At 70.6% G+C, this 22,225-nt stretch carries 20 protein-coding genes, 1 tRNA gene and 1 pseudogene; 9 read left to right on the top strand and 13 right to left on the bottom strand.

Going from position 1 to position 22,225, the window contains the following annotated elements:
- Positions 1-151 precede the first annotated feature (151 nt).
- Positions 152-625 carry a thioredoxin-dependent thiol peroxidase gene (gene bcp, locus O1R50_RS13725; protein WP_270110628.1) on the top strand — a complete coding sequence of 158 codons (474 nt, stop codon included), beginning with the start codon at positions 152-154 and terminating at the stop codon, positions 623-625.
- A gap of 2 nt (positions 626-627) precedes the next feature.
- Here the strand turns inward: bcp and O1R50_RS13720 are convergent, their stop codons facing one another.
- The 3 genes and pseudogenes from O1R50_RS13720 to O1R50_RS13710 all read right to left on the bottom strand — a co-directional run bounded on the left by O1R50_RS13720 (position 628) and on the right by O1R50_RS13710 (position 3,164).
- Complete coding sequence (locus tag O1R50_RS13720) at positions 628-2,103, bottom strand: sensor histidine kinase (protein WP_270110627.1); 1,476 nt, start codon at positions 2,101-2,103, stop codon at positions 628-630.
- 40 nt (positions 2,104-2,143) lie between these two features.
- A pseudogene (locus O1R50_RS13715) lies at positions 2,144-2,845 on the bottom strand (response regulator transcription factor); the annotation flags it as partial.
- Positions 2,846-2,939: 94 nt separating this feature from the next.
- Complete coding sequence (locus O1R50_RS13710) at positions 2,940-3,164, bottom strand: hypothetical protein (protein WP_270110626.1); 225 nt, start codon at positions 3,162-3,164, stop codon at positions 2,940-2,942.
- Between the two features lie 240 nt (positions 3,165-3,404).
- Between O1R50_RS13710 and katG the strand changes: the two genes are divergently transcribed.
- The gene (gene katG / locus O1R50_RS13705; protein ID WP_270110625.1) at positions 3,405-5,618 is read left to right on the top strand and encodes a catalase/peroxidase HPI; all 2,214 of its coding nucleotides are present in this window, start codon (positions 3,405-3,407) and stop codon (positions 5,616-5,618) included.
- 83 nt (positions 5,619-5,701) lie between these two features.
- A complete protein-coding gene (locus tag O1R50_RS13700) occupies positions 5,702-6,820 on the top strand; it encodes a sulfite oxidase (RefSeq protein WP_270110624.1) in 1,119 nt (372 codons plus the stop codon).
- Positions 6,821-6,862: 42 nt separating this feature from the next.
- On the opposite strand, the gene O1R50_RS13695 is transcribed toward O1R50_RS13700, so the two are convergent.
- Positions 6,863-6,947: transfer RNA gene (locus tag O1R50_RS13695), tRNA-Leu, on the bottom strand.
- A 165-nt stretch (positions 6,948-7,112) separates the two neighbouring features.
- Between O1R50_RS13695 and rph the strand changes: the two genes are divergently transcribed.
- Both rph and rdgB read left to right on the top strand, forming a co-directional pair.
- The gene (gene rph / locus O1R50_RS13690) at positions 7,113-7,841 is read left to right on the top strand and encodes a ribonuclease PH (protein WP_270110623.1); all 729 of its coding nucleotides are present in this window, start codon (positions 7,113-7,115) and stop codon (positions 7,839-7,841) included.
- Complete coding sequence (gene rdgB / locus O1R50_RS13685; RefSeq protein ID WP_270110622.1) at positions 7,838-8,422, top strand: RdgB/HAM1 family non-canonical purine NTP pyrophosphatase; 585 nt, start codon at positions 7,838-7,840, stop codon at positions 8,420-8,422. The genes rph and rdgB overlap by 4 nt, the downstream gene beginning before the upstream one ends.
- 29 nt (positions 8,423-8,451) lie before the next feature.
- Here rdgB and O1R50_RS13680 read toward each other — a convergent pair whose 3' ends face one another.
- Positions 8,452-8,901 (bottom strand): peroxiredoxin, encoded by a 450-nt coding sequence (locus tag O1R50_RS13680; protein ID WP_270110621.1) that lies wholly within the window; start codon positions 8,899-8,901, stop codon positions 8,452-8,454.
- A gap of 189 nt (positions 8,902-9,090) precedes the next feature.
- Here O1R50_RS13680 and O1R50_RS13675 point away from each other — a divergent pair, with 189 nt between their 5' ends.
- Together O1R50_RS13675 and O1R50_RS13670 are read left to right on the top strand one after the other, a co-directional pair.
- Positions 9,091-10,227, top strand: a complete 1,137-nt coding sequence (locus tag O1R50_RS13675) for a lytic polysaccharide monooxygenase auxiliary activity family 9 protein (RefSeq protein WP_270110620.1) — start codon at positions 9,091-9,093, stop codon at positions 10,225-10,227.
- Positions 10,228-10,362: 135 nt separating this feature from the next.
- Positions 10,363-11,244, top strand: coding sequence for a CHAD domain-containing protein (locus O1R50_RS13670; RefSeq protein WP_270110619.1), 882 nt, complete (start codon positions 10,363-10,365; stop codon positions 11,242-11,244).
- Between the two features lie 95 nt (positions 11,245-11,339).
- Here the strand turns inward: O1R50_RS13670 and O1R50_RS13665 are convergent, their stop codons facing one another.
- From O1R50_RS13665 to O1R50_RS13655, 3 genes are read right to left on the bottom strand one after another with little or no spacing between them, the layout of a single operon-like run.
- The gene (locus tag O1R50_RS13665; RefSeq protein WP_270110618.1) at positions 11,340-12,983 is read right to left on the bottom strand and encodes a DUF885 domain-containing protein; all 1,644 of its coding nucleotides are present in this window, start codon (positions 12,981-12,983) and stop codon (positions 11,340-11,342) included.
- A gap of 21 nt (positions 12,984-13,004) precedes the next feature.
- Positions 13,005-13,526: an NADH-quinone oxidoreductase subunit J family protein gene (locus tag O1R50_RS13660; RefSeq protein ID WP_270110617.1), complete on the bottom strand. Its 522-nt coding sequence runs from the start codon at positions 13,524-13,526 to the stop codon at positions 13,005-13,007.
- Positions 13,523-13,999 (bottom strand): 4Fe-4S binding protein, encoded by a 477-nt coding sequence (locus tag O1R50_RS13655; protein ID WP_270110616.1) that lies wholly within the window; start codon positions 13,997-13,999, stop codon positions 13,523-13,525. Before O1R50_RS13655 ends, O1R50_RS13660 begins: the two co-directional genes overlap by 4 nt.
- Positions 14,000-14,229: 230 nt before the next feature.
- Here O1R50_RS13655 and O1R50_RS13650 point away from each other — a divergent pair, with 230 nt between their 5' ends.
- Positions 14,230-14,577: a VOC family protein gene (locus O1R50_RS13650; protein WP_270110615.1), complete on the top strand. Its 348-nt coding sequence runs from the start codon at positions 14,230-14,232 to the stop codon at positions 14,575-14,577.
- A gap of 197 nt (positions 14,578-14,774) precedes the next feature.
- On the opposite strand, the gene O1R50_RS13645 is transcribed toward O1R50_RS13650, so the two are convergent.
- The 5 genes from O1R50_RS13645 to O1R50_RS13625 form a co-directional block, all read right to left on the bottom strand.
- Positions 14,775-15,587 (bottom strand): sugar phosphate isomerase/epimerase family protein, encoded by an 813-nt coding sequence (locus O1R50_RS13645; RefSeq protein WP_270110614.1) that lies wholly within the window; start codon positions 15,585-15,587, stop codon positions 14,775-14,777.
- Positions 15,584-16,675 carry a dihydrodipicolinate synthase family protein gene (locus O1R50_RS13640; protein WP_270110613.1) on the bottom strand — a complete coding sequence of 364 codons (1,092 nt, stop codon included), beginning with the start codon at positions 16,673-16,675 and terminating at the stop codon, positions 15,584-15,586. The genes O1R50_RS13645 and O1R50_RS13640 overlap by 4 nt, the downstream gene beginning before the upstream one ends.
- Complete coding sequence (locus O1R50_RS13635) at positions 16,672-17,826, bottom strand: Gfo/Idh/MocA family protein (RefSeq protein WP_270110612.1); 1,155 nt, start codon at positions 17,824-17,826, stop codon at positions 16,672-16,674. Before O1R50_RS13635 ends, O1R50_RS13640 begins: the two co-directional genes overlap by 4 nt.
- A 261-nt stretch (positions 17,827-18,087) precedes the next feature.
- Entirely contained in the window at positions 18,088-18,453 is a 366-nt protein-coding gene (locus tag O1R50_RS13630; protein ID WP_408612690.1) for a hypothetical protein, read from the bottom strand.
- Entirely contained in the window at positions 18,450-20,852 is a 2,403-nt protein-coding gene (locus O1R50_RS13625) for an SseB family protein (RefSeq protein ID WP_270110610.1), read from the bottom strand. The genes O1R50_RS13630 and O1R50_RS13625 overlap by 4 nt, the downstream gene beginning before the upstream one ends.
- Before the next feature lie 249 nt (positions 20,853-21,101).
- On the opposite strand from O1R50_RS13625, the gene O1R50_RS13620 reads away from it, so the two are divergent.
- Entirely contained in the window at positions 21,102-22,199 is a 1,098-nt protein-coding gene (locus O1R50_RS13620) for a S8 family serine peptidase (protein ID WP_270110609.1), read from the top strand.
- Positions 22,200-22,225 lie beyond the last annotated feature (26 nt).

Below are 22,225 nucleotides of genomic sequence, written 5' to 3'. Positions count from 1 at the left end.
CCCGCTGTCAGGCTATTGCAATTATTTTGCAATAGCCGCTTCACTGCCGTCAACCCGGACCGGGAAGTATCGGGAAGCCGCGACCGCCGGACAGGGACCGTCAAGCGTGCTCCCAGGGGATTGTCAGGGACGCCCGGTAGGGTTGCGACCTGTGAACGTACGACTTCAGCCTGGTGAGACGGCGCCTGAATTCACGCTGACCACCGATACCGGCGACACGGTGACCCTGTCGAGCCTCCAGGGCCGAAAGGTGATCCTCTTCGCCTATCCGAAGGCCATGACGCCCGGCTGCACCAAGGAGGCCTGCGATTTCCGCGACAGCCTCGCCGGTCTGCAGGCCGCCGGCTACGCGGTGCTCGGGATCTCCCCCGACCAGCCCGAGGCGCTGGCCAAGTTCGTCGAGCGCGACGGCCTGACCTTCCCGCTCCTCTCCGACCCCGAGCACAAGGTGCTCGAGGAGTACGGCGCTTGGGGCGAGAAGAAGAACTACGGCCGCACGATCCTCGGCGTCGTCCGCTCCACGTTCGTCATCGACGAGCAGGGCGACATCGAACTCGCGCAGTACAACGTGAAAGCCACTGGCCACGTCGCGCGCCTCAAGAAGCAGCTCGGCCTTCCCGAGTAGGGTCAGGCCGCCCGCGGCAGGACCACCCGGAACGTCGCTCCGCCGCCGGGCGTCTCGCAGAGGCGCACACAGCCGCCGTGGCCCGCCACGATGGCCGCGACGATCGACAGCCCGAGCCCCGAGCCGCCTTCGGCGCCGCGGGACCGGCCCTGGTCGACCCGGTACAGCCGCTCGAACACTCCCGCGGCGTGCTCGGGCGCGACGCCGGGCCCGGTATCGGCCACCTCCAGCACGGCCGCCGGCAGTACCGGGGTCTCCCCGACCTGCGCCAGGCAGCGCGGCCCCGGGCTCGCACTCCATCCGAGGCGCACGGTGATCCGCGCGTCCGGCGGCGTGTGCCGCAGCGCGTTCGCCACGAGGTTCGTCACCACCTGGCGCAGCCGCGGCTCGTCCCCGGTGATGTCCACCGCGTCGAGCAGGTCCTCGTCGCCGCTCGCGCGCTCGTCGATTGATTCGAGCGCGATGAACCGGCTCGGGGCCCGCAGGTGCGCGTCCCCCACAGCGTCCACGACCACGCCGAGCAGGTCGACCGGCCCGCGGCTCAGCGGCCGCTCCCGGTCGAGCGCCGCGAGCAGCATGAGGTCGTCGAGCAGGAGCCCCATGCGCTTCGACTCGGCCTCGATCCGCCCGATGGTCTCGTCCAGGACCGGCCCCGGCGGCACCCCGCCGCGCCGGTACAGCTGCGCGAACCCTTTGATCGAGGTCAGCGGCGTCCGCAGTTCGTGCGAGGCGTCGGCCAGGAACTGGCGCAGGCGCGCTTCGGAGGCGGCGCTGGCGTCGAGCGCCGCCTGGATGCGGCCGAGCATCGTGTTGAGCGCCGCGCCGAGCCGCCCGGTCTCGGTGTGCGGGTCGGTGTCAGTGACGCGCGCGTCGAGGCGGCCTTCGGCGATCGCGTCGGCGGTCGCCTGCATCCGGTCGAGCGGACGCAGCCCCAGGCGCGCGACCCAGAACGCGCTCACCGCGAGCAGCAGCAGGATCGCGAGGGTCACGGCCCCGCCGATGAGCAGTAGCGACTCGGTGGCCGCGCCGACGTACTCCGAGGACAGGGCGAACACGACATGGCCGTCGGTGTCCTCGGCCGCTTCGACGAGCACGCGCCAGGAGTTCCCGTCCGCGTCCTCCACCGTGTAGGTCTCGCCCGTGCGCTCGGCGAGGTCGCCGAGGCCGACGAGTTCGGCGCCGTCCTCGCCCTCGGAGGCGTGCACCAGCGATCCGTCCGCGTCGTAGACGTAGACCTGCGGGGTGTCCGGCATCCCCGGCTGGGGCGCGGGCGGTTTGAGCTCCTCGGGCGGCTCCTCGCTGTGCGACATGGCCGCGGCGGTCGCGAGCTGCGAGTCGATCCGGTCGGTGAGCACGTTCTGGAGGAGGGCCGTGGCGGCCAGGACCGCGGCGGCCAGCGCGAGCGCGCACAGCGTCACGATCGTGAACGCCATGCGGGAGCGGACGGTCCAGTGCCGCCAGCGTCGCGGCTTGATCACTTCGGGGTCCGCTCTCGGCGAAGCTCGCGGGCCATAACTTGGTTCTGGGCTCGCGGAGGGCGTAGCCGAAGCCGCGCACGGTCTGGATGAGGGCGGGCTCGGCCTGGTCGATCTTCTTGCGCAGGTAGTAGACGTAGGACTCGACGATGCGGCCGTTGCCGCCGAAGTCGTAGTTCCAGACCCGGTCGAGGATCTGGGATTTGCTGACCACTTTCCCGGCGTTGAGCATGAGGTAGCGCAGGAGTTTGAACTCGGTGGGCGAGAGCTCGATGGGCTGCCCGGCGCGGCGGACCTCGTGGACGGCCTCGTCGAGTTCGAGGTCGGCGTAGCGGAGCACGTGGTCATCGGGCGTCGCGGGCGTCTTGGCGCGGCGCAGGATGGCTTGGACCCTGAGCACGACTTCCTCGAGGTCGAAGGGCTTGGTCACGTAGTCGTCGCCGCCGACGGTGAGGCCGGTGACGCGGTCGCGGACGGCGTCGCGGGCGGTGAGGAAGAGGACGGGCAGGTCGTGGGAGGCGCGCAGCCGCTTGGCGACGTCGAAGCCGTCCATGTCGGGGAGCATGACGTCGAGGATCACGAGGTCGGGTTCGAACCGGTCGGCGGCGCGGAGCGCTTCGGCGGCGTCGCGGGCGACTTCGACTTCGAAGCCGGTGAGGCGGAGGGTGGCGGAAAGGAGCGCGCGGATGTTCTCCTCGTCGTCGACGACGAGGACGCGGTCGCTGTGCTCGGGCGCTTCGTTCACCTGGTCTCCTTGTGTCGCGGGGTGCCAGGTATTCCTATCCGCGCGGGCCGCAGCGCCGCTGGGAGTCACCTCAGAGAAGCGTCAGAGTCGGAGGTCAGAGGCGGGTGAGCGCGGGGCGGGGTCCGGCGGCCTCGTCGATCTCGAGGAGCCGCTGGGCGGTCTCGGCGGTGCCGGTGCGCAGCACGTGCTCGCGGAGGCGCCGGTAGCGGTCGAGGAGGGCGGCCTGCTCCTCCTGCGGCAGCAGGCCGGACCGCTGCACTGCGAGGGCGAGGGCGGCGACCCGCGCGATTCCGTTGTCACCGTTGTCAGCAGCGTTCATGAATTGACCGTCCACTCTGAAGGCGTCCTGGAGGCGAACCCGAAGTGAACCGGACCGGGCGCGGTGACAACGATCGATGTCCGGTTTGCCCCCGATCGGGTTCCCGCCGGTTCGGCCCCGAACGGGGCGCGGCCCTGGGGCGATTTCTGGCATAAATAGGCATTGTGATGGTATGACCTCATGGGGAGCTCCCTCATCCGAGCACTGGGCTCCCCGACGCGTCCATGCGGAAGGATTCCCATGTCTGCCAAGCAAGAAGCCAACGACCAGGAAACCGGCGGCTGCCCGGTGCAGCACAATCGCGCGCTGCTCCCCGTCCAGGGCGGCGGCAGCCGGGGGTGGTGGCCCGACCGGCTCAACCTCAAACTGCTCGCGAAGAACCCTCCCGCCGGCAACCCCCTCGGCGCCGACTTCGACTACGGCGCCGCGTTCGAGGCCCTCGACCTCCCCGCGGTCAAGCGCGACATCGAAGCGGTCATGACCGACTCGAAGGACTGGTGGCCGGCCGATTTCGGGCACTACGGGCCGCTGTTCATCCGGATGGCCTGGCACAGCGCCGGGACGTACCGCATCAGCGACGGCCGCGGCGGCGCCGGCACCAGCCAGCAGCGGTTCGCGCCGCTCAACAGCTGGCCGGACAACATCAGTCTCGACAAGGCCCGGCGCCTGCTGTGGCCGGTCAAGCAGAAGTACGGCCGCAGCCTCTCCTGGGCCGACCTCATGATCCTCACCGGCAACGTGGCCCTGGAGTCGATGGGGTTCAAGACGTTCGGGTTCGGCGGCGGCCGCGAGGACGCCTGGGAGGCCGACGAGGACATCTACTGGGGCCCCGAGACCGACTGGCTCGACGACCAGCGCCGCGGTGAGGACCGCCGGATCGAGGACGCGTTCGCCGCGGCCCAGATGGGGCTCATCTACGTGAACCCGCAGGGCAAGGGCGGCGTGCCCGACCCGGTGGAGTCGGCTCAGGACATCCGCGACACGTTCCAGCGCATGGCGATGAACGACGAGGAGACGGTCGCGCTCATCGTCGGCGGCCACACGTTCGGCAAGACCCACGGCGCCGCACCGGAGTCGAACCTCGGCCCCGAGCCCGAGGCCGCGCCGCTCGAGGCGCAGGGCCTCGGCTGGGCCAACGCGCACGGCACCGGCAAAGGCGACGACACCATCACCAGCGGGCTCGAAGGGACCTGGACGAATACACCCACCAAGTGGGACAACAGCTTCCTGGAGATCCTGTTCAGCTACGAATGGGCGCTGACGGCGAGTCCGGCCGGCGCGCACCAGTGGCGGCCGAAGGGCGGCGCCGCCGCGGATCTCGTCCCCGACGCGCACGACCCCTCGAAGCGGCACGCGCCGACGATGCTCACGACGGACCTCTCGCTGCGCTTCGACCCGGTCTACGAGGCGATCTCGCGGCGCTTCCTCGAGCACCCGGACGAGCTCGCGGACGCGTTCGCGCGCGCGTGGTTCAAACTCACCCACCGCGACATGGGGCCGGTCGTCCGCTACCGCGGCCCGGAGGTGCCCGCCGAGCGGCTCATCTGGCAGGACCCGCTCCCGACCGCGGACTACGAGCCGATCGACCCCGACGACATCGCACTGCTCAAGGAGCGCGTCCTCGAATCGGGACCGAGCCTGCGGCAGCTCATCGCGACCGCCTGGGCCGCGGCCTCCTCGTTCCGCGGCAGCGACAAGCGCGGCGGCGCCAACGGCGCCCGCATCCGGCTCGAGCCGCAGAAGGACTGGGATTGCAATGAACCCGAGTCGCTGGCGGAGGTCCTGCGCGCCCTCGAAGGCGTCCAGGACGCGTTCAACGCGCAGTCCTCGGGCAAGCGCGTCTCGCTCGCGGACCTGATCGTCCTCGGCGGCTGCGCCGCGGTCGAACGCGCCGCGCGGCTCGCCGGGCACCAGGTCGAGGTCCCGTTCACGCCCGGCCGGGTCGACGCGACGCAGGAGCAGACCGACGTCGAATCGTTCGCGCCGCTCGAACCGACCGCCGACGGCTTCCGCAACTACCTCGGCAAGGTCCACCCGGTCCCGGCCGAGTACCTGCTCATTGACCGGTCCAACCTGCTCGGCCTCAGCGTCCCGGAGATGACCGTCCTCATCGGCGGCCTGCGCGTCCTCGGCGCGAACGTCGAGGACTCGCCCGTCGGCGTCCTCACCGACCGGCCCGGCACGCTCCACAACGATTACTACCGGAACCTGCTCTCGCTCGACATCGACTGGGCACCGGTGGCGAACGACTCGCAGACCTATGAGGCCCGCGACCGCGCCACCGGTCAGAAGAAGTGGACCGGGTCGCGCGTCGACCTCGTGTTCGGCTCCAACGCCGAACTCCGGGCCGTCGCCGAGGTCTACGCGGGCGACGACGCCGAGGAGCACTTCGTCCGCGACTTCGTCGCCGCCTGGGACAAGGTGATGAACCTCGACCGCTTCGACGTGCGGTGAACCGCAGGGCCCCGGCGGGCGATCGCCGGGGCCCGACCACCGACAACGGCCCGCGCGACGGGACTGGGCCTTAGCATCGAAGGATGGCCCGTATCGAGGACGTCAGCTCACCCGCACGCATGGCCGAGCCCGGCGAGGACATCAGCCGGGACGAACTCTCGCTCGCCACCCGCAACCACGGCCTCCCGCTCGAAGCCCTCCGCTACGACCTCACCCCGCCCGGCCTGCACTACGTGCTCACCCACTACGACATCCCCTACGTCGCCGAAGACGCGGACTGGGAACTGCGGATCGGCGGCCACGTGAACCGCCCGATCCGATTGAGCATGGACAACCTCCGCTCGTATCCGCAGGTCACGACCAGGGTCACCATAGAATGCGCCGGGAACGGACGCGCCCTGCTGACCCCCCGGCCCGTGAGCCAGCCCTGGCTCGTCGAGGCGGTCGGCACCGCCGACTGGACCGGCGTGCCGCTGCGAGCGCTGCTCGCCGAAGCCGACGTCCGCGACGGCGCGGTCGACGCGGTCTTCACCGGAGCCGACCACGGGGTCGAACGGGGCGTCGAACAGGATTACCAGCGCGCACTGCCGCTCGATACGGCCCTCGGCGACACCCCTGAAGTGCTGGTCGCCTACGCCATGAACGGCGCCCCGCTGCCGCCGCAGCACGGGCGGCCGCTGCGGCTGGTCGTCCCCGGCTGGTACGGCATGGCGCACGTCAAGTGGCTGCGCGACATCACCGTCCTCGACCGGCCGTTCACCGGATTCCAGCAGGACGTGGCCTACCGGATCCGGCAGGACCCGGACGACGAGGGGACACCGGTCTCCCGCATCGCCCCCCGCGCCCTGATGGTGCCGCCCGGCTTCCCCGACTTCATGACCCGCGCCAGGGTGGTCCGCCCCGGCACGACCGAGCTCGAAGGACGCGCCTGGTCGGGGCGGGCCCCGGTCACCGCCGTCGAAGTGAGCACCGACGGCGCACGCACCTGGAACGAGGCCGTCCTCGACGAACCGGACGAGCACCGCTGGTCCTGGCGCCGGTGGCGGTTCGACTGGAACGCCGTACCCGGAGAGCACGAGCTGTGCGCCCGCGCCACCGACGCCGAAGGCCGCACCCAGCCCCTGGACCAGCCCTGGAACAGGGGCGGCTTCGCCAACAACCTCGTGCAGCGCATCCCGGTCCTCTGCACCGAACCGTCCTGACCCGCAAAGCAGAAAAGGCCCCGAATGCTCAGGGCCTCTCAATGGTGCGCGAGGGGGGACTTGAACCCCCACGTCCTAGGACACAGGAACCTAAATCCTGCGCGTCTGCCAGTTCCGCCACTCGCGCTTGCGCGACTTGGCGGACCAGACGATCAGTCGCCACTCGCGCGCGGTGCGCGATTCGGCGGGCTGGGAAGCCGTCGCCGCTCGCGCCGGGTGCCGTGCCGGGTGGTCCGGCGATGGGCAGCAACTAGTGTTTCACACGCGTCAGGGGTCCCGTAGTCTGGAGGGGATGACTCGACCTGACAAGCGCGCCGCCGATGAGCTGCGCCCCGTGAAGTTCACCCGATCCTGGACCGATCACCCCGAAGGCTCGGTGCTCGTTGAATTCGGCCGCACCCGGGTGCTCTGCACCGCCACGGTGACGCCCGGCGTGCCGCGCTGGCGGCGCGGGTCCGGCGAGGGGTGGGTGACCGCCGAGTACTCGATGCTCCCGCGCTCGACGCACTCGCGCTCCGACCGCGAGTCCATCCGCGGCAAGATCGGCGGCCGGACGCACGAGATCTCGCGCCTCATCGGCCGGTCCCTGCGCGCCTGCATCGACTTCAAAGCCCTTGGCGAGAACACGATCACGCTCGACTGCGATGTGCTGCAGGCCGACGGCGGGACCCGCACCGCGGCGATCACCGGCGCCTACGTGGCGCTGCACGACGCCGTGGACTGGCTCAAGGAGCAGAAGATCGCCCGCAAGCCCGACAAGATCCTGACGACCTCCGTCGCAGCGATCAGCGTCGGCGTGGTCAACGGCGTGCCGGTGCTCGACCTCCCCTACGAGGAGGACGTCGCCGCGTCGGTCGACATGAACGTGGTCTGCACCGGCGAAGGCGACTTCGTCGAGGTCCAGGGCACCGGCGAGGAGGCCGTGTTCAACCGCGCCGAACTCGACACGCTGCTCGACCTGGCGCTCAAGGGCTGCAAGGAACTCGCCGGCCTCCAGGCCCGGACCCTGCTCTCGCCATGAGGGTCCTGCTCGCCACCCGCAACGCCGGGAAGATCGACGAGCTGCGCGAGATCCTCGCCGAGGCCGCCCCGCACATCGAGCTCGTCGGTCTCAACGCCGTCGCCGACTACCCCGAGACCCCCGAGACCGAGCTGACCTTCGCGGGGAACGCCCTGCTCAAGGCCCGCGACGGCGTCAAGCACACCGGGCTCGCCACGATCGCCGACGATTCCGGCCTGGCCGTGGACGCCCTCAACGGGATGCCGGGCGTGCTCTCGGCCCGCTGGGCCGGGAGCGCCAAGGACGACGCGGCGAACAACGCGCTGCTGCTCGACCAGCTCGCGGATGTGCCGGACGAGCTGCGCGGCGCGAAGTTCGTGTGCGCCGCCGCGATCGTCTGGCCCGACGGGCGCGAGCTCGTCGCGCACGGCGAGATGCACGGCACGGTCGGGCGTGAACCCAAGGGCGACAACGGATTCGGCTACGACCCGCTGTTCACCCCGGACAACTTCGACCGGACCAGCGCCGAGCTCTCCGCAGCGGAGAAGAACGCGATCTCGCACCGAGGCAAAGCGTTCAGGGAACTGGCGAAGCAGATCTAGCTCGAGGCGGCCTCCGGGCCGCCTCTTCGCTATGCGCCCTGCAGCAGTTCCAGGGCCTTGTCGGCGTGCGCGTTCATGTTGAGCTCGCTCTTGAACGCGCCCAGGATCTTCCGGTCCTGGCCGATCACGAAGGTCTTGCGCTTGGTCCCGACGATGCCCAGCCTGCGGCGCACGTCGAAGGCCTCGGCGACCTTGCCCTCCGGGTCGGACAGGAGCGGGTAGCCGAAGGAGTGCTTCTGCGCGAAGGCGGCCTGGCGGTCGACGGAGTCGTGGGAGATGCCGACCGGGGTCGCGCCGACGGCCTTGAAGTCGGCGGCGAGGTCGCGGAAGTGGCAGGCCTCGGCGGTGCAGCCCGCCGTCATCGCCTGCGGGTAGAAGAAGAGCACGACGGGGCCGGCCTCGAGGAGTTCGTCGAGACTGCGGGGATTGCCGGTCTCGTCGTCGAGGGTGAATGCGGGGGCGGTGTCTCCGGTTTCCATATGGCCGAGTCTATCCGCGGTTTTCGGGAGTGAACGGTTCCAGGTCCGGGCGCCCGGAGGCGTTGCGTTCCATCTATGGATATAGATACACTCGAATATCACGATATCGTCAGCAGCAGTCCACAAGATCGCTTTGGCTCCGTAAGGGCCAGGTTGGGAGCGCTCCATGTCCGGCAGAGGAGTAATTCCATGTCAACCACCGCCACGATGGCGCTGGGCGGCAGACGCCGCCGCATCGCCATCGTCATGTCGATGGTCCTGGCCGCCGTCGCGGCCCTGACCATCACGGGGCTATTCAGCAGAGACGAGGCGGAGGCCCACGGCGCCACCGTCTTCCCCGGCTCGCGCCAGTACTTCTGCTACTTCGACGCGCTCACCGAGAACGGCTCGCTCGACCCCTACAACGAGGCCTGCCAGGCCGCGTTCGACGAGGTCGGCCCCACCCCCTTCTACAACTGGTTCGGGAACCTCGACTCCAACGGCGCGGGCCAGACCGTCGGCTACATCCCCGACGGCCAGCTCTGCAACGGCGGCGGCAAGGGCCCGTACGACTTCTCGCCCTTCAACGACCCGGGCAACTGGCCGCGCACGCACGTGACCGCCGGCGACACCGTCGAATGGCGCTACAACAACTGGGCCCACCACCCCGGCAGGTTCGACCTCTACATCACCAAGGACGGGTGGGACCCGAGCCAGCCGCTCGCCTGGGACGACCTCGAGAAGTTCCAGACCATCTCGAACCCGCCGTCAAACGGCGGGGCCGGGAGCGACGAGCACTACTACTACGCCAACATGACGCTCCCGCAGAAGGACGGCTACCACATCGTCTTCACGCACTGGGTGCGCTCGGACTCGAACGAGAACTTCTACGCCTGCTCCGACATCGAGTTCGACGGCGGCAACGGCGAGATCACCGGGATCCGGCCCGGCGCCGAGCTCCCGGGCAACGACGGCGGCGTGGTCGACCCGCCCACCGAGACCCCCACGGAGACGCCGACCGAGACCCCGACCGGCGGCCCGACGGGCGCCTGCACCGCCACCGCCTCGGTCTACTCGTGGTCCGGCGGCGCGACGGTGAACGTCACCGTCAAGAACACCAGCGCCTCGAGCATGAGCGACTGGATGATCCACTGGCTGTGGCCGCCGAACTCCGGCATCGCCGTCAGGGACTCGTGGAACACCACGATCAGCACGATGGGCGACATGCAGATGGCCGGCCCGGCGGGCTGGAACGCAACCATCGCGTCCGGCGGGACGGCGAGCTTCGGCTTCAACGTCACGGGCAACCTGACGACGATGCCCGCGATGGAGTGCATGCCCGCGTGACAAGGCGGTGATTCGAGTGGATGACGTCTTTCAGGCCTAAAACTGAATGAGCGTTCGAAATATCGCCGCTTCGGCTCCTCCCTCCGGAGGCCTGCTGGAATACTTGAGCCAGCAGGTCTTCCGGGGGGAGGAGCCATGTCAGCATCCACAGCGCCGGCACATGCCGGCCATCAGCCGATAACGGCGTCGACACGCGCCGGTGTCGTCGTCCAGACCTATATCGCCGATCATGTCGACGCGCTCAACCGAGCCATCGAGGCCTTCGAACGCCAGGCGCCCGGCTCCGCGGGGACCGTACGCGTCACGATCCACCGGCTGCGGACCGTGATCCGCGGCTACGCGCACTTGTTCACCGAGACGCTCCCGCGCAGCCAGGAGCTCGACCATCTGCTCACGGCGCTGAAGCACACCGAGGACCTGGAACGGCTCCGCGTCCACTTCTCGGACCGCTTCGACCAGCTCGGTCTCGTGGCCCCCGAGTTCCCGAAATGGTATGGGGCCCTTGAGCACGAGATGCGCGCCTCGTACGTGGAGACCGAGGGGATCGCCTCGCAGACCTGGGTCGCGGTCCTGCTCAGCCAGGTGCGGCTGTTCACCGAGCACGCCCGGTTCACGAGGAACGGCGACAAGCCCGCGTCCTCGCTCATGGGGGTCCTCTCGCAGGCCAAGACGCATCTGCTCGACACGTACGGGAGGCTGAGCCACGCCACCGACCTCGTGCTCGCGCGGGACGAGACGCGCATCGCGGCCCGGGAGGCGCACTTCCTCGCCGAGGCCGCCGCACCCGCGCTCGGGCAGGCCGCCGAGGACATGGTCACGGCGGTGGCGAACCTCGAGCACCTGCTGAGCCAGTACCGCCAGGCCGTGATCGCCCGCAACTGGCTGCTGCGCCTGCCGGGCGCGGACCGGGCCGACCGGCTCACGGCGAGCCTCGCCGAACTGGAGAAGCAGCACCTGCGCCAGCTCGGCGAGGAGATCGACCGCGCGGCCGCCGACATGTTCGAGCGGTGGCGCTAGCTGAGCAGCGTTGTGAGCGCGACGAAGTCGCGCTTGCCAGGTAGCAGGCAGACCAACGGGCCCGAGGCTGTCGCCTTGGGCCCGTTGCCGTTCGCCTAGCCGCGCAGGACCGACGCGAGGTTGTCGAGGCCGATCGGGCCGAGGTTGAGGGCCCGGGTGTGCCAGGCCTTCAGGTCGAACGCGGCGCCGGCGGCGGCCTGCGCCTCGGCGCGGGCGTCGACCCAGGCGCGTTCGCCGAGCTTGTAGCAGATGGCCTGGCCGGGCCAGCCCGCGTAGCGGACGATCTCCGGGTACGCGCGGTGCTCGGCGATGCGGCCGCGGGTCTTGAGCACGTCGAGCGCGACGTCGAAGTTCCAGCGCTCGCCGTGGATCTTCGCTTCGGCGGCGGGCAGCGGCAGGTCCAGGTGCCAGCCGATGTCGATCACGACGCGGGCGGCGCGCAGCGCCGAGCCCTTGAGCATCCCGAGGCGGGTGCCCGGGTCGGTGAACCAGCCGAGCTCGTCCGAGAGCCGCTCGGCGTAGAGGGCCCAGCCTTCGGCGTGGCCCGAGACCGAGCCGAAGGCCTTGGCGAAGCGGGAGAGCCCGTCGCCGGTGACCTTGGTCTGGCCGATCTGGAGGTGGTGGCCGGGCACGCCCTCGTGGAAGACGGTGGTCAGCTCGCCCCAGGTGCGGAACGTCTCGCGTTCGGCGACGGGCCACCAGGTGCGGCCCGGCCGGGAGAGGTCCTCGCTGGGGCCGGTGTAGTAGGCCGAGCCGGCGGAGGAGCCGTGCACGACCTGCACGTCGAGGTTCATCAGGCGCGGGTCGATGTCGAAGTGGACGCCGTTGAGGGCTTCGAGCGCGCCCTGGTGCTTCTCGGTGAGCCAGGCCAGGTACTCCTCGTGGGTGCCCACGGTCTGGGTCGCGTCCAGGTGGGCGATGACCTCGTCGAGGCCCGCGCCGGGCACGATCTTGTCCGCCTCGGCGGCCATCTCGTCCTCGATGCGGTGCAGCTCGTCCCAGGCCCAGTCGTAGGCGTCGCGCGGGTCGAGGACCGCGCCGAGCGTGGAGCGGGCGGCGAGCAGGTACCGCTCCTCGCCCACGCCGTCGCGCTCGGTCGCGTGCGGGGCGTAGACGCGCTCCAGGTAGTCGGCGGCGGCGCTGAACGCCGCGTACGCGGCCTCGGCGGCTTCGCGCAGATCGCTGGCCTGCGGGCCGTCGCCGTACGCGGCGAGGTGCTTGTCGAAGGTGCGCGACTCGGCGTTGCGGCGGGCCTGCTTGGCGCCCTCGGTGACCTGGAGGAGCGCGACGGTCTGGCCCGCTTCGATCCCGGCGTCGAGGGTCCGGCGCCAGGTCGTGAGCATCTGGGGGATCGCGCGCATCCGGGATGCGTTGAGCCGCCAGTCGTTCTCGGTGCGGCGCGGCGTCAGGTCCACATAGCTCACCAGGCTCTGGAGCATCCCGTAGGGGACGCGCAGGGCGCGGCGCCATTCGCCGGCCTCGTGCTGGGCGACGCTCACTTCGAGGCGTTCGGCCATGTGGAGTCGGGCCAGGTCGTCGGCGGGTCCGGTCGATGCGAGGGCGTTCAGCTTCGCGAGGGTGTCGGCGTCGAGCTTCGCCCGCTCGGCGACGGCCTCAGGGCCGAAGTCGCTGGCGACGCCGAAGTCGCCCTTGATGCCGGCGGCCCCGGCGAACATCGGGTGCAGCCGGGCGTACGCCGTGATGTACTCGTCGGCCAGTGCGAATATCGGTGAGGTCATGGGCGTCAGCTTACCGCGCGGCTAGTAATCCTTCGTTACGTGATTGTTGCTCTCACGAGTGGAGACGACCACGGCCCCGACCAGCGCGGCGAGCAGCAGCAGCGACAGCACCTCGAACGGGAGCACCCAGTCGGCGAAGACCGCCTCGCCCATCACCGCCGCCCCGCCGCTCTCGCGTTCGTCGAGCCCGGCGCGGGTCCAGCCGAACGCGCCGGTCACGACCGCCGCGAGGCCGAGGCCCACGCCTCCGGCGATGAGCGCCCCGGGCAGCTTCGCCCGGTCGAGGTCGTCGGACGGGTCGGTCGGGGCCCTGGTGAGCATGGTCGCGAACAGGAGCAGGACGACGATCGCACCGACGTAGACGAGCACCAGCACCCAGGCGAGGAACTCGGCGGTGAGCACGAGCGCGGCCCCGGCGATCCCGGCGAACGCGACCGCGAGCCACAGCCCCGCGCGCACGATCCGCTTCGTGGTCACGACCGCGAGGGCCGCACCGAGGGCGAGGAGCCCGAAGGCCAGGAGCAGGACGTCGGCGAGCGTCACTCGGCGTCCTCCGCCTTCACGGCCTCGGTCTTGGCGGCTTCCGGCACATTCGCGATCCACTCCCCCAGGTGCTCCTTGTCGTGGAGCAGGTCGCGGATGTCGCCTTCGGCGTAGGCGAAGTCGGGGGCCCAGAACAGGGCGTCGAAGGGGCATACGTCGACGCAGATCCCGCAGTACATGCACAGCGAGAAGTCGATGTCGAAGCGGTCGAGGACGTTCACCTGGCGCGGGCGCGCCGCGCCTTCGACCTCGACGGTCTCCTTGTGGGAGTCGATGTAGATGCACCAGTCCGGGCATTCGCGGGCGCAGAGCATGCAGGAGGTGCAGCTCGGCTCGTGCAGGGCGATCACGCCGCGGGTGCGTTCGGGCAGTTCGGGTTCGTTCTCGGGGTACTGGCTGGTGACGGCGCGGCGCGCGGCGGTGCGCGCGGTCGCGGCGAGACCGCTGACCAGACCGCTCCCGGGAAGCCTCATGCCCTCATCGTCGCAGATGCCACCGCTGTTTTCCAGACCCGCAGCCCCGCTTCGCGCCTGAATTCCCGTCCGCTTCGCGGAGCAGGTTGAACCTCGTCGGCTCCGCGGCCTGCGCCGGCCAGCGCGACGCCACCGCCGAAGACCGCGACCGCCCCTCAACGGGCGCGACCATTGCAAGTAACGGCACAGCAGACGACCCGGTGTCGGACCCTCCGGTTATCTTCGCCCGCATGGATTTGAAAATCGCGAACGTCACCGTCAACACCGACCGGCCGAAGGAGCTCGCGCAGTGGTGGCTCGCCGCGCTGGGCGGCGAGATCACCGCCGACTGGGGCGAGTACGTCATGGTCGGCTTCGGCGACGGCACCGGACTCGCCTTCCAATACGTCGAAGGCACGAAGCCCGGCCGCATCCACCTCGACCTCGTCACCGCCGACGCCGAACAGGAGGTCGCACGCCTCATCGCCTCCGGCGCCACCCAGGTCTCCCACCACGAAGCCCCCGGCGGCGTCTTCTCCTGGACCGTCCTCAAGGACCCCGACGGCAACGAGTTCTGCGTTTCGCAAGGCCACGAGTGACCCCTGAGGCGGGGCCGAGCCATCCCCTTGCGGCCCCGCCTGGCATCGACGCAGATGAGGGCGTTCCGCAGACGACCGCGGGGGCGGGGTCGGAGTGCTTGACCCCTGCCGACCCCGCCCCCGCGGCAATCCGGGGGGCACCTCCGCGGGCGCTCCGGCATTGCCCAACCGCTGCCGGATCCGCGCCCGCGGTGCTCCTATTCCAGTACCCGCGCGAACGCGGCCCTGGTCTCTTCGAAAACCTCCGCGCCCGGGCGGGCCCAGAGGGCGTCGTTGAACAATTCGACCTCGATCGGGCCGGTGAACCCGGTCGCGTCCACTTCGGCCAGATAGCGCTTGAAGTCCACGCAGCCGTCGCCCAACTGGCCGCGGCCGGTGAGCACTCCCGCCGGGAGCGGGGTGACCCAGTCCGCGAACTGGAACGAGGCGATGCGGCCCTCGCGGCCGGCTCGGGCGATCCCTTGCCACACCTGCGGGTCCCACCAGATGTGGTACGTGTCGACCACGACGCCGACCTGCCCGGCCGGGAACGGCGCGGCCAGGTCGAGGGCTTCGTTGATCGTCGTCACGACACAGCGGTCGCTGGCGAACATCGGGTGCAGCGGCTCGATCGACAAGGTCACGCCGCGCTCACCCGCATAGGGGGCGAGCACCGACAGGGCCTCTTTGACGCCCTCACGGGCGCTGTCGATCGTGCCGCCTTCGGGGATGCCTCCCGAGACCAGCACCAGCGTCGGGGCGCCGAGCTCGGCGGCCTCGTCGATCGCCTTTCGATTGTCGTCGATCGCGGCCTGCGTCGGATCCGTGAAGAACCCGGCCCGGCACAGGCTCGTCACCTGGACGCCAGCGTCCTTCACGAGCTTCGCGCTCGCTTCGAGTCCCATCTCCTGCACCGGTTCGCGCCACAGGCCGATCCCGGAACCGGTGCGCGCGCAGGCCTCGACGGCCTCGCGCTGATCCCAGAACTTCGCTGTGGCGTGGTTGAAGGAGAACCGCCGCATGATGCTCATGCGAGGGTCCGCTTCGGCTGGCCCGCGACCTTGAGCAGTGCGTTGAAGCGGTCGATGGCGAGCGCTTCGTCCGGGAAGAGGTCCACTTCGAGGGCGAGGTCGACGATCTCGCCGAAGTGCTTGATGGAACGCGCCGATTCGAGGCCGCCGACCATCTTGAAGTGGTCCTGGTGGCCCGAGAGCCACGCCAGGAACACCACGCCGGTCTTGTAGTTGAACGTGGGGGCCTCGAAGACCTTCCGCGCCAGCGGAACCGTCGGGTCGAGGATGGCGTGGAAACCGGCGACGTCGCCTTCGTCCAAGCGCTGCACGGCCTTCGAGGCGAGCGGCGCGAGCGGGTCGAAGATGCCCAGGAGCGCGTCCGAGTAGCCGAACTCGTCGCCCGCGATGAGTCGCGGGTAGTTGAAGTCGTCGCCGGTGTAGCAGCGGACGCCTTCGGGAAGCCTGCGGCGCACCGCGATCTCCGCTTCGGCGTCGAGGAGGCTCATCTTGATGCCGTCGATCTTCGCCGCGTTCTCGGTGATGATCTCGATGAAGGTGTCGGCGGCGGCCTCGAGGTCCGAAGAGCCCCAGTAGCCTTCGAGCGCCGGGTCGAACATCGGGCCGAGCCAGTGCAGGATCGCCTTGCCGCTCACTTCACCCAGGAGCTCGGCGTAGAGCGCCTTGTAGTCGTCGGCGCTCTTGGCGCTCGCGGCGAGGGCCCTGGAGCACATGAGGATCGTGCCCGCTCCGGCGTCCTCGACCACGGCGAGCTGCTCGAGGTACGTCGCGCGGATCTCGTCCATAGTGGTCGGATTGGCGCCGAGCTGGTCGGTGCCGACACCGCACGCGAGGAGGTCGTCCGGGCCCGCGGCCTCGGCCGAGCGGCGGATGAGCTCCTTCGTGGCCTCCCAGTCGAGGCCCATGCCGCGCTGTGCGGTGTCCATGGCGTCGGCGATGCCGAGGCCGAGGTCCCACAGGTGCCTGCGGTAGCCGATCGTGGCGTCCCAGTCGACGACGGCCGGACGCCCGGGGCCGTTGTCCGCCAAGGGGTCCGCGACCACGTGGGCCGCGGAGTAGATGACGCGCGAGGTGAACTTGCGGCTCACAGCTCCAGGTCCTCCAGTTCGATGCGGCGGCCTTCGCGGGCGGACTGGTATCCGGCCTCGGCCAGCTGCACGCCGCGCGCGGCGGCGAGGAAGTCGTGGTGCCACGGCTCGTCGTCCACGACGTGCCGCAGGAACTCCTCCCACTGGATCTTGAAGCCGTTGTCGAAGACCTCGTTGTCGGGCACCTCGTGCCACTGCCCCCGGAAGGGGATCGGCTGGTCGATGTCGGGGTTCCACACCGGCTTGGGGGTGTGCACGCGGTGCTGGGCGCGGGCCTTGCGCAGGCCGGCGATCGCGGAGCCCTCGGTGCCGTCGACGTGGAACTCGACGAGCTCCTCGCGGTCGACGCGGGTCGCCCAGGAGGAGTTCATCTGGACGACGGTGCCGTCCTCGAGTTCGAAGAGCGCGTACGCGGCGTCGTCGGCGGTGGCGGCGTAGGGGTTGCCGTGCTCGTCGAAGCGCTCGGGGATGTGGGTGGTGACGTGCGCGGTGACGGACTTGACCTTGGCGAACGTCTCCTCGAAGACGTAGGACCAGTGGGGGAACATGTCGAGGACCATGCCGCCGCCGTCTTCGGCGCGGTAGTTCCACGAGGGCCGCTGGGCCGCCTGCCAGTCGCCTTCGAAGACCCAGTAGCCGAACTCGCCGCGCACGGAGAGGACCCGGCCGAAGAACCCGGAGTCGACGAGGCGCTTGAGCTTGCGCAGGCCCGGGAGGTACAGCTTGTCGGCGACCGCGCCGTTCTTGACGCCGGCGTCGCGCGCGGCGCGGGCGAGGTTCAGAGCGTCGTCGAGGTTCGTGGCGATGGGCTTCTCGGTGTACACGTGCTTGCCGGCCTTGATGGCCGAGTTGACGGCGGCGAGGCGGTGCTGGGTGGTGAGGGCGTCGAAGTAGACGTCGATCTTGTCGTCGCCGAGGGCCTCGTCCAGGCTGGTCGTGTACTTGTCCAGGCCGTGGCGGGCGGCGATCTCGGCGAGCTTGTCGGCGCTGCGGCCGACCAGGGTGAGCTCGGGCCAGATCACGCTGCCGTCGGCGCGTTCCACGCCGCCCTGCTCGCGAATGGCGAGAAGCGAGCGCACGAGGTGCTGCCGGTAGCCCATGCGCCCGGTCACCCCGTTGAGGGCGATGCCGACGGTGATTCTCTCTGCCATAGGGATGTGCTCCAGACCTTGCCGAACATGGCTACGCAAGCGTTTGCCCCACCTCTCGGCGAAGCTTGCGAGCCGTAAATTCGCAAAGCTCAGGCAAACGCTTTCTTTGTTTCCTGAACTATACCTCAAACGACACCCATGTGAAAGCGGTCTCCGGACAGTTTCGCCGAACGGTCATGTCGCGCTCGGGGCCTTGCGAATCCAGCCGTTTCCGAGCATGAATCGAGCCCCGGCGAAACGGCCGGGGCTCGCGGAAAGACGCTAGAGGTACTGCTCGCTGATGTCGGTGACCTCGGCCGCAGGCGCCCAGATCTGGTACACGCCGTTGTCGTACGGTTCGAGCCCGAGCGAGCGGGCCACGTCGCTGCGGCCGCCGCGGTACTCGAGCCGCAGCCACTCCCCCGACTCGCCGAGCACGAAGAACGGCTCGCCGCGCCAGGTCGCGATGGTCCTCACGTAGAAGAAGTCCTCGAGCTCGCCGATCGGCACGCCGCGCCGGAACCGGCCGTCGGCGACCTCGACGAAGCCGTCGCCGCCCGTGGGCGAGTAGAGCCGCACGTGGGCCCCGTCAGGGCTCGAGTCGTATTCGGCGCCCTTCCAGCGGGCGATGTAACCGTCGCGCATCAGGCGTCCTTCCATTCGCGGTTGTCGAGCACGTGCGCGGCCCGCTCTTCCGGCTTGGGACGCACCAGGTCGTAGTGCCCGTCCGCTTCGCCCCAGGCCTCGCCCAGCGCGCTGTCGTAACCGGGGGTGGCGTCATAGCCGTACGCCTCGCCCATCGGGCCGCTCGGCGCGGGCCCGGCGGGCAGCGCCGGGGTCGAGGGCGCCTCGATGGCGGCGGGTCCGCCGAACGCGCCGTCGATGGGGGTCCATTCGCGGGTGTCGGCGTCGTAGAGCGCGATGTCGTGGACTTCGCCGCGCGAGTCGATCCTGGAGATCTTCGCGCCGTGCGGGAGCCGCACCGAGTCGACCTTGTGCTCGGGGATCCGCTCGTCGCCTTCGGCGGGGGCGAACCCGTCGCCGCGGAACGGGCCGGGCTCGACGACGGTGCCGCCGCGCGCTTCGGCGGTCGCGTAGTCGTTGCCGCCCAAGGCGACCGGGTAGAGGTCGGTGCGGTAGCCGATCCAGCGGAGCACGTGGACCGAGTCGTCGGCGGGGCTGAACTCCTCGCTGGAGCGGATGAGCCCCAGCGCGAGGTACAGCTGCGCGGGCGTGCGCAGGTGGTCCACGGCCTCGGCGGGGTGCACGAAGCCGCCGACGCGGTCGTAGCCGCGTTCGAGGTAGAACGGCACCTGCTGGTGCGGGATGGTCTTCTGCCACAGGATCGGCTGGATCTTGTGCGAGGGCGAGTTGGCGCGCGCGGCCGCGGCCTGGCGGCGCTCCATCTCGGTGGCGAACGTCAGGAGGTCCTTCGCCTCGGCCCATTTGATGAGCGGCTCGATCTCGGGGCCGCTCATGTTGGCGCCCACCGAGGTGCCGGGGTTGACGTACAGCGCGTAGTCCTGTGCGGGCCAGTGCTGGATGAGCCAGCCGAAGGGCACGATCGTGTGCGGGGTGTCCTCGCCGGCGCGCTCGGCCATGCGCTCGGCGGTCGTGTAGACGGTGATGCCGATGATGCCGTCGACGATGTCGCTGGCCCACCGGAAGGCGGGGTCGCCGACGCGCAGGTGCGCGGCCTCGGGGTCGCCGATCGGGAGGATCACGCTGGCGCACAGGAGGGTCTGGAGGAACGCGGCGGTGTCGCCGGAGGAGGCGGCCTCGGCGAGCAGCGGCTCGGCCTCGTCACCGGTGAGCTCGACCGGTTGCGACTGGGCCTGCGGCTGCGCCACGGACTGCGGTTCGGACTCGGCCGGGCGGCGGCCGAAGGCGCTCGACATGGACGCGAACGATTCGGCGTTGCGCTGCGGTTCGGAGCCGAACGCCTCGTTGCCGAAGGAGCCGCCGCGGGACGGCGCGCCGAACGGGTCGTGCTGCGGTGCGAACGCTCCGGCGTTCCCGAAGGACTCGCCCGCCGGGAACGGCTCTGGCGCGGCGTTCGGCGGCGCGGGCGCGCGGGTCGGCAGCGTGGACGGGTCGGGCTGCTGCTCGCGCAGCCAGTCCGGCGCGTCGGGCCACTGGTCCTGCTGGGACGGCTGGGACGGCCACTGCGTCTCGGCCCCGAACCCCTGCGGGCTCGGCGCGGCCGGCGGCTGAGAGTAGCTCTGGGGCTGGGAGCCGAAGCCCTGCGGCTGCGAACCCGTGCCGCGCGGCTGCGAGCCGAAGCCCTGCGAGCGGGGCTGGGACTGCTCCGGCTCGGGCGGCGGCTGGGAGGCGAACGAGTGCCCGTTGAACGGGTCGGCCTCGGGCGCTTCGGGGTCGCGCGGCGGCTGGCGCAGCGGCAGGCCCGCCTGCGTGGTGCCGCCGACGCTGGACTGCTGCTGCGCGGAGCCGTTCAGGTCCGAGGAGCGCCGGGGTGCGGGCGGCACCTCGGGCACCGGCGGCGCCGGGGGCATGAAGCTCTCGCGGCGCTGCTCAGGGGCGGGCGCCATCGGGTTCGCGAACGGGTCCGACTGCGCGGCGGCGAACGGAGAGGATTGGGCGCCAGAGGAATAGGTGTCGCCGTAGGGGTCCGCGGCGGGTTCCGGTTCAGGTGCCGGGTCGGCCGGAACGGTGGTCATGCCTTGGGCGACCTGGGTGACGAACCACGCCGGGAGGTAGCCCTCGATCGGCAGGCCGGGGTTGACGGCGAGCCACCACTCCTCGTCGGGCCAGGCCTCGGCGAGCGCGGCGAACGACACGCGGCGGGACGCGCCGGCGTTGTCGCGCAGGCACACCTGGAGCGCGGTCTCGGACGTGAACGCGAGGATATGGGTGCGGTCGTCGGTGGTCCAGGTGGCCCAAGTGTCGGCCCCCGTCCCATTCGAGTCCTCATAGGACAGTGGGAGGACGAGTTCGATCTGCGCCAGGGTGCGGAAGTATCCGTCCTGGTCCTCGGCTCGCAGCGCCTCCCGGAGACGGTGCTCGATCTCGTTACTGGGTTCCCACATCGATCCCACTCAGCCCTTCCCCCCTACCGGTCTTGGATGGGGCGGTGTCGAGCGAACGCGGCGTCCCCTCGCGATCGTCACCGTAACGCGAGGGCATTGTCAAGTTTCCGTCAGTAGGGCGAGAATAACGAATTCATAAAGGAGAGCGTGTGTCATTCCCACGCTGTGGGCCTGTCGCTGTGTAACGATCCGGTTCTCATGGGGGACCGCTCTGCACGCTACGTTCTCGCCTGTCTGTGCTCGACGCTGTTGGCGCTCTTGCTCTCCGCGCAGACCGGCCGCGCCTCCGCGCCCCTCGCCTGGCATCTCACCGCGGTCAAGGCCCCCGAGGCCTGGCCGGCCGCGACCGGCGAGGGCGTCATCGTCGCCGTCGTCGACTCGGGTGTGGACGCCGACCACCCGGCGCTCGAAGGGTCGGTGCTCCCCGGCCGCAGCTACGTCGACGTCGACCCCGGCGCCGAGCCGCGCCTCCTCGCCTTCGGCTCCGATCCCGGCCCGGTCTACGAGCGGGCCTTCGGCCAGGCCGACCCGGTCGGGCACGGCACCGCCGTCGCCGGGCTCATCGCAGGGAGCGCCGACTCGCACCACCCGGGGATCGCCCCCGACGCCGTGATCCTGCCGGTCCGCGTCCTCGACGACGAGAACCGGTACCACGATTCGGCGATGGTCGGCGCGGCCGTCCAGTGGGCCGTCGACAACGGCGCGGACATCGTGAACCTCTCGCTCGGCGGCCACTACGACTCGCCGCAGTTCTCCGAGGCGATCGCCTATGCGGAGCGGCACGACGTGCTCATCGTGGCCTGCACCGGGAACCAGCAGGACGACGAGCCGGCCGAGGACGTGTGGTTCCCCGCCCGCGTCGCCGACGTGCTCGCCGTGACCGGCTCCGACGAGCACGGCGAGCGCTGGAGGACCGCCGTCACCGGCGCGGAGACCGATCTCGCGGCGCCCGGCGCGAACCTGATCGCACCCAAGCCCGGCGGCGGCTACAAGACCGTCACCGGCACGTCGTTCGCCTCGGCCGTCGTCTCGGGCGCGGCCGCGCTGGTGCGCTCGGCGCACCCGGAGTGGAGCGCCGACCAGGTGCGCCGCGCGCTCACCGGGACCGCCGCCGCCGGCGCGCCGGGTCTCGGCGAGGGCGTCCTGGACGTGGCCGCCGCGGTCGAAGCGGACGTGAGCCCGCGCCCGCCTGACCCCGCCGAGGCCGAGATCTCACCGGTCTGGCGCGCGGCGGCGACGGCCGCCGGAGGGGGCCTGCTCGGCATGTCCGCGCTGCTCCTGCGTGGCGGACGCGGCACTCGGAGAGGCGGCCGGCTGCCGAGCCGCCCGCGTACGATGGCGGGGTGACCGCCGCAGACGCCCGCTGGACGAAC

The organism is Glycomyces luteolus (assembly GCF_027622875.1).
Lineage (GTDB): Bacteria > Actinomycetota > Actinomycetes > Mycobacteriales > Micromonosporaceae > Glycomyces > Glycomyces luteolus.
This window is presented reverse-complemented; position numbering and strand designations above follow the sequence as displayed.

What these genes read in the sequence shown, in the direction of transcription:
- O1R50_RS13710 (WP_270110626.1), bottom strand. Translation starts at nt 3,164, where the DNA reads ATGAACGCTGCTGACAACGGTGACAACGGAATCGCGCGGGTCGCCGCC.
- katG (WP_270110625.1), top strand. Translation starts at nt 3,405, where the DNA reads ATGTCTGCCAAGCAAGAAGCCAACGACCAGGAAACCGGCGGCTGCCCG.
- O1R50_RS13700 (WP_270110624.1), top strand. Translation starts at nt 5,702, where the DNA reads ATGGCCCGTATCGAGGACGTCAGCTCACCCGCACGCATGGCCGAGCCC.
- rph (WP_270110623.1), top strand. Translation starts at nt 7,113, where the DNA reads ATGACTCGACCTGACAAGCGCGCCGCCGATGAGCTGCGCCCCGTGAAG.
- rdgB (WP_270110622.1), top strand. Translation starts at nt 7,838, where the DNA reads ATGAGGGTCCTGCTCGCCACCCGCAACGCCGGGAAGATCGACGAGCTG.
- O1R50_RS13680 (WP_270110621.1), bottom strand. Translation starts at nt 8,901, where the DNA reads ATGGAAACCGGAGACACCGCCCCCGCATTCACCCTCGACGACGAGACC.
- O1R50_RS13675 (WP_270110620.1), top strand. Translation starts at nt 9,091, where the DNA reads ATGTCAACCACCGCCACGATGGCGCTGGGCGGCAGACGCCGCCGCATC.
- O1R50_RS13670 (WP_270110619.1), top strand. Translation starts at nt 10,363, where the DNA reads ATGTCAGCATCCACAGCGCCGGCACATGCCGGCCATCAGCCGATAACG.
- O1R50_RS13665 (WP_270110618.1), bottom strand. Translation starts at nt 12,983, where the DNA reads ATGACCTCACCGATATTCGCACTGGCCGACGAGTACATCACGGCGTAC.
- O1R50_RS13655 (WP_270110616.1), bottom strand. Translation starts at nt 13,999, where the DNA reads ATGAGGCTTCCCGGGAGCGGTCTGGTCAGCGGTCTCGCCGCGACCGCG.
- O1R50_RS13650 (WP_270110615.1), top strand. Translation starts at nt 14,230, where the DNA reads ATGGATTTGAAAATCGCGAACGTCACCGTCAACACCGACCGGCCGAAG.
- O1R50_RS13645 (WP_270110614.1), bottom strand. Translation starts at nt 15,587, where the DNA reads ATGAGCATCATGCGGCGGTTCTCCTTCAACCACGCCACAGCGAAGTTC.
- O1R50_RS13635 (WP_270110612.1), bottom strand. Translation starts at nt 17,826, where the DNA reads ATGGCAGAGAGAATCACCGTCGGCATCGCCCTCAACGGGGTGACCGGG.
- O1R50_RS13625 (WP_270110610.1), bottom strand. Translation starts at nt 20,852, where the DNA reads ATGTGGGAACCCAGTAACGAGATCGAGCACCGTCTCCGGGAGGCGCTG.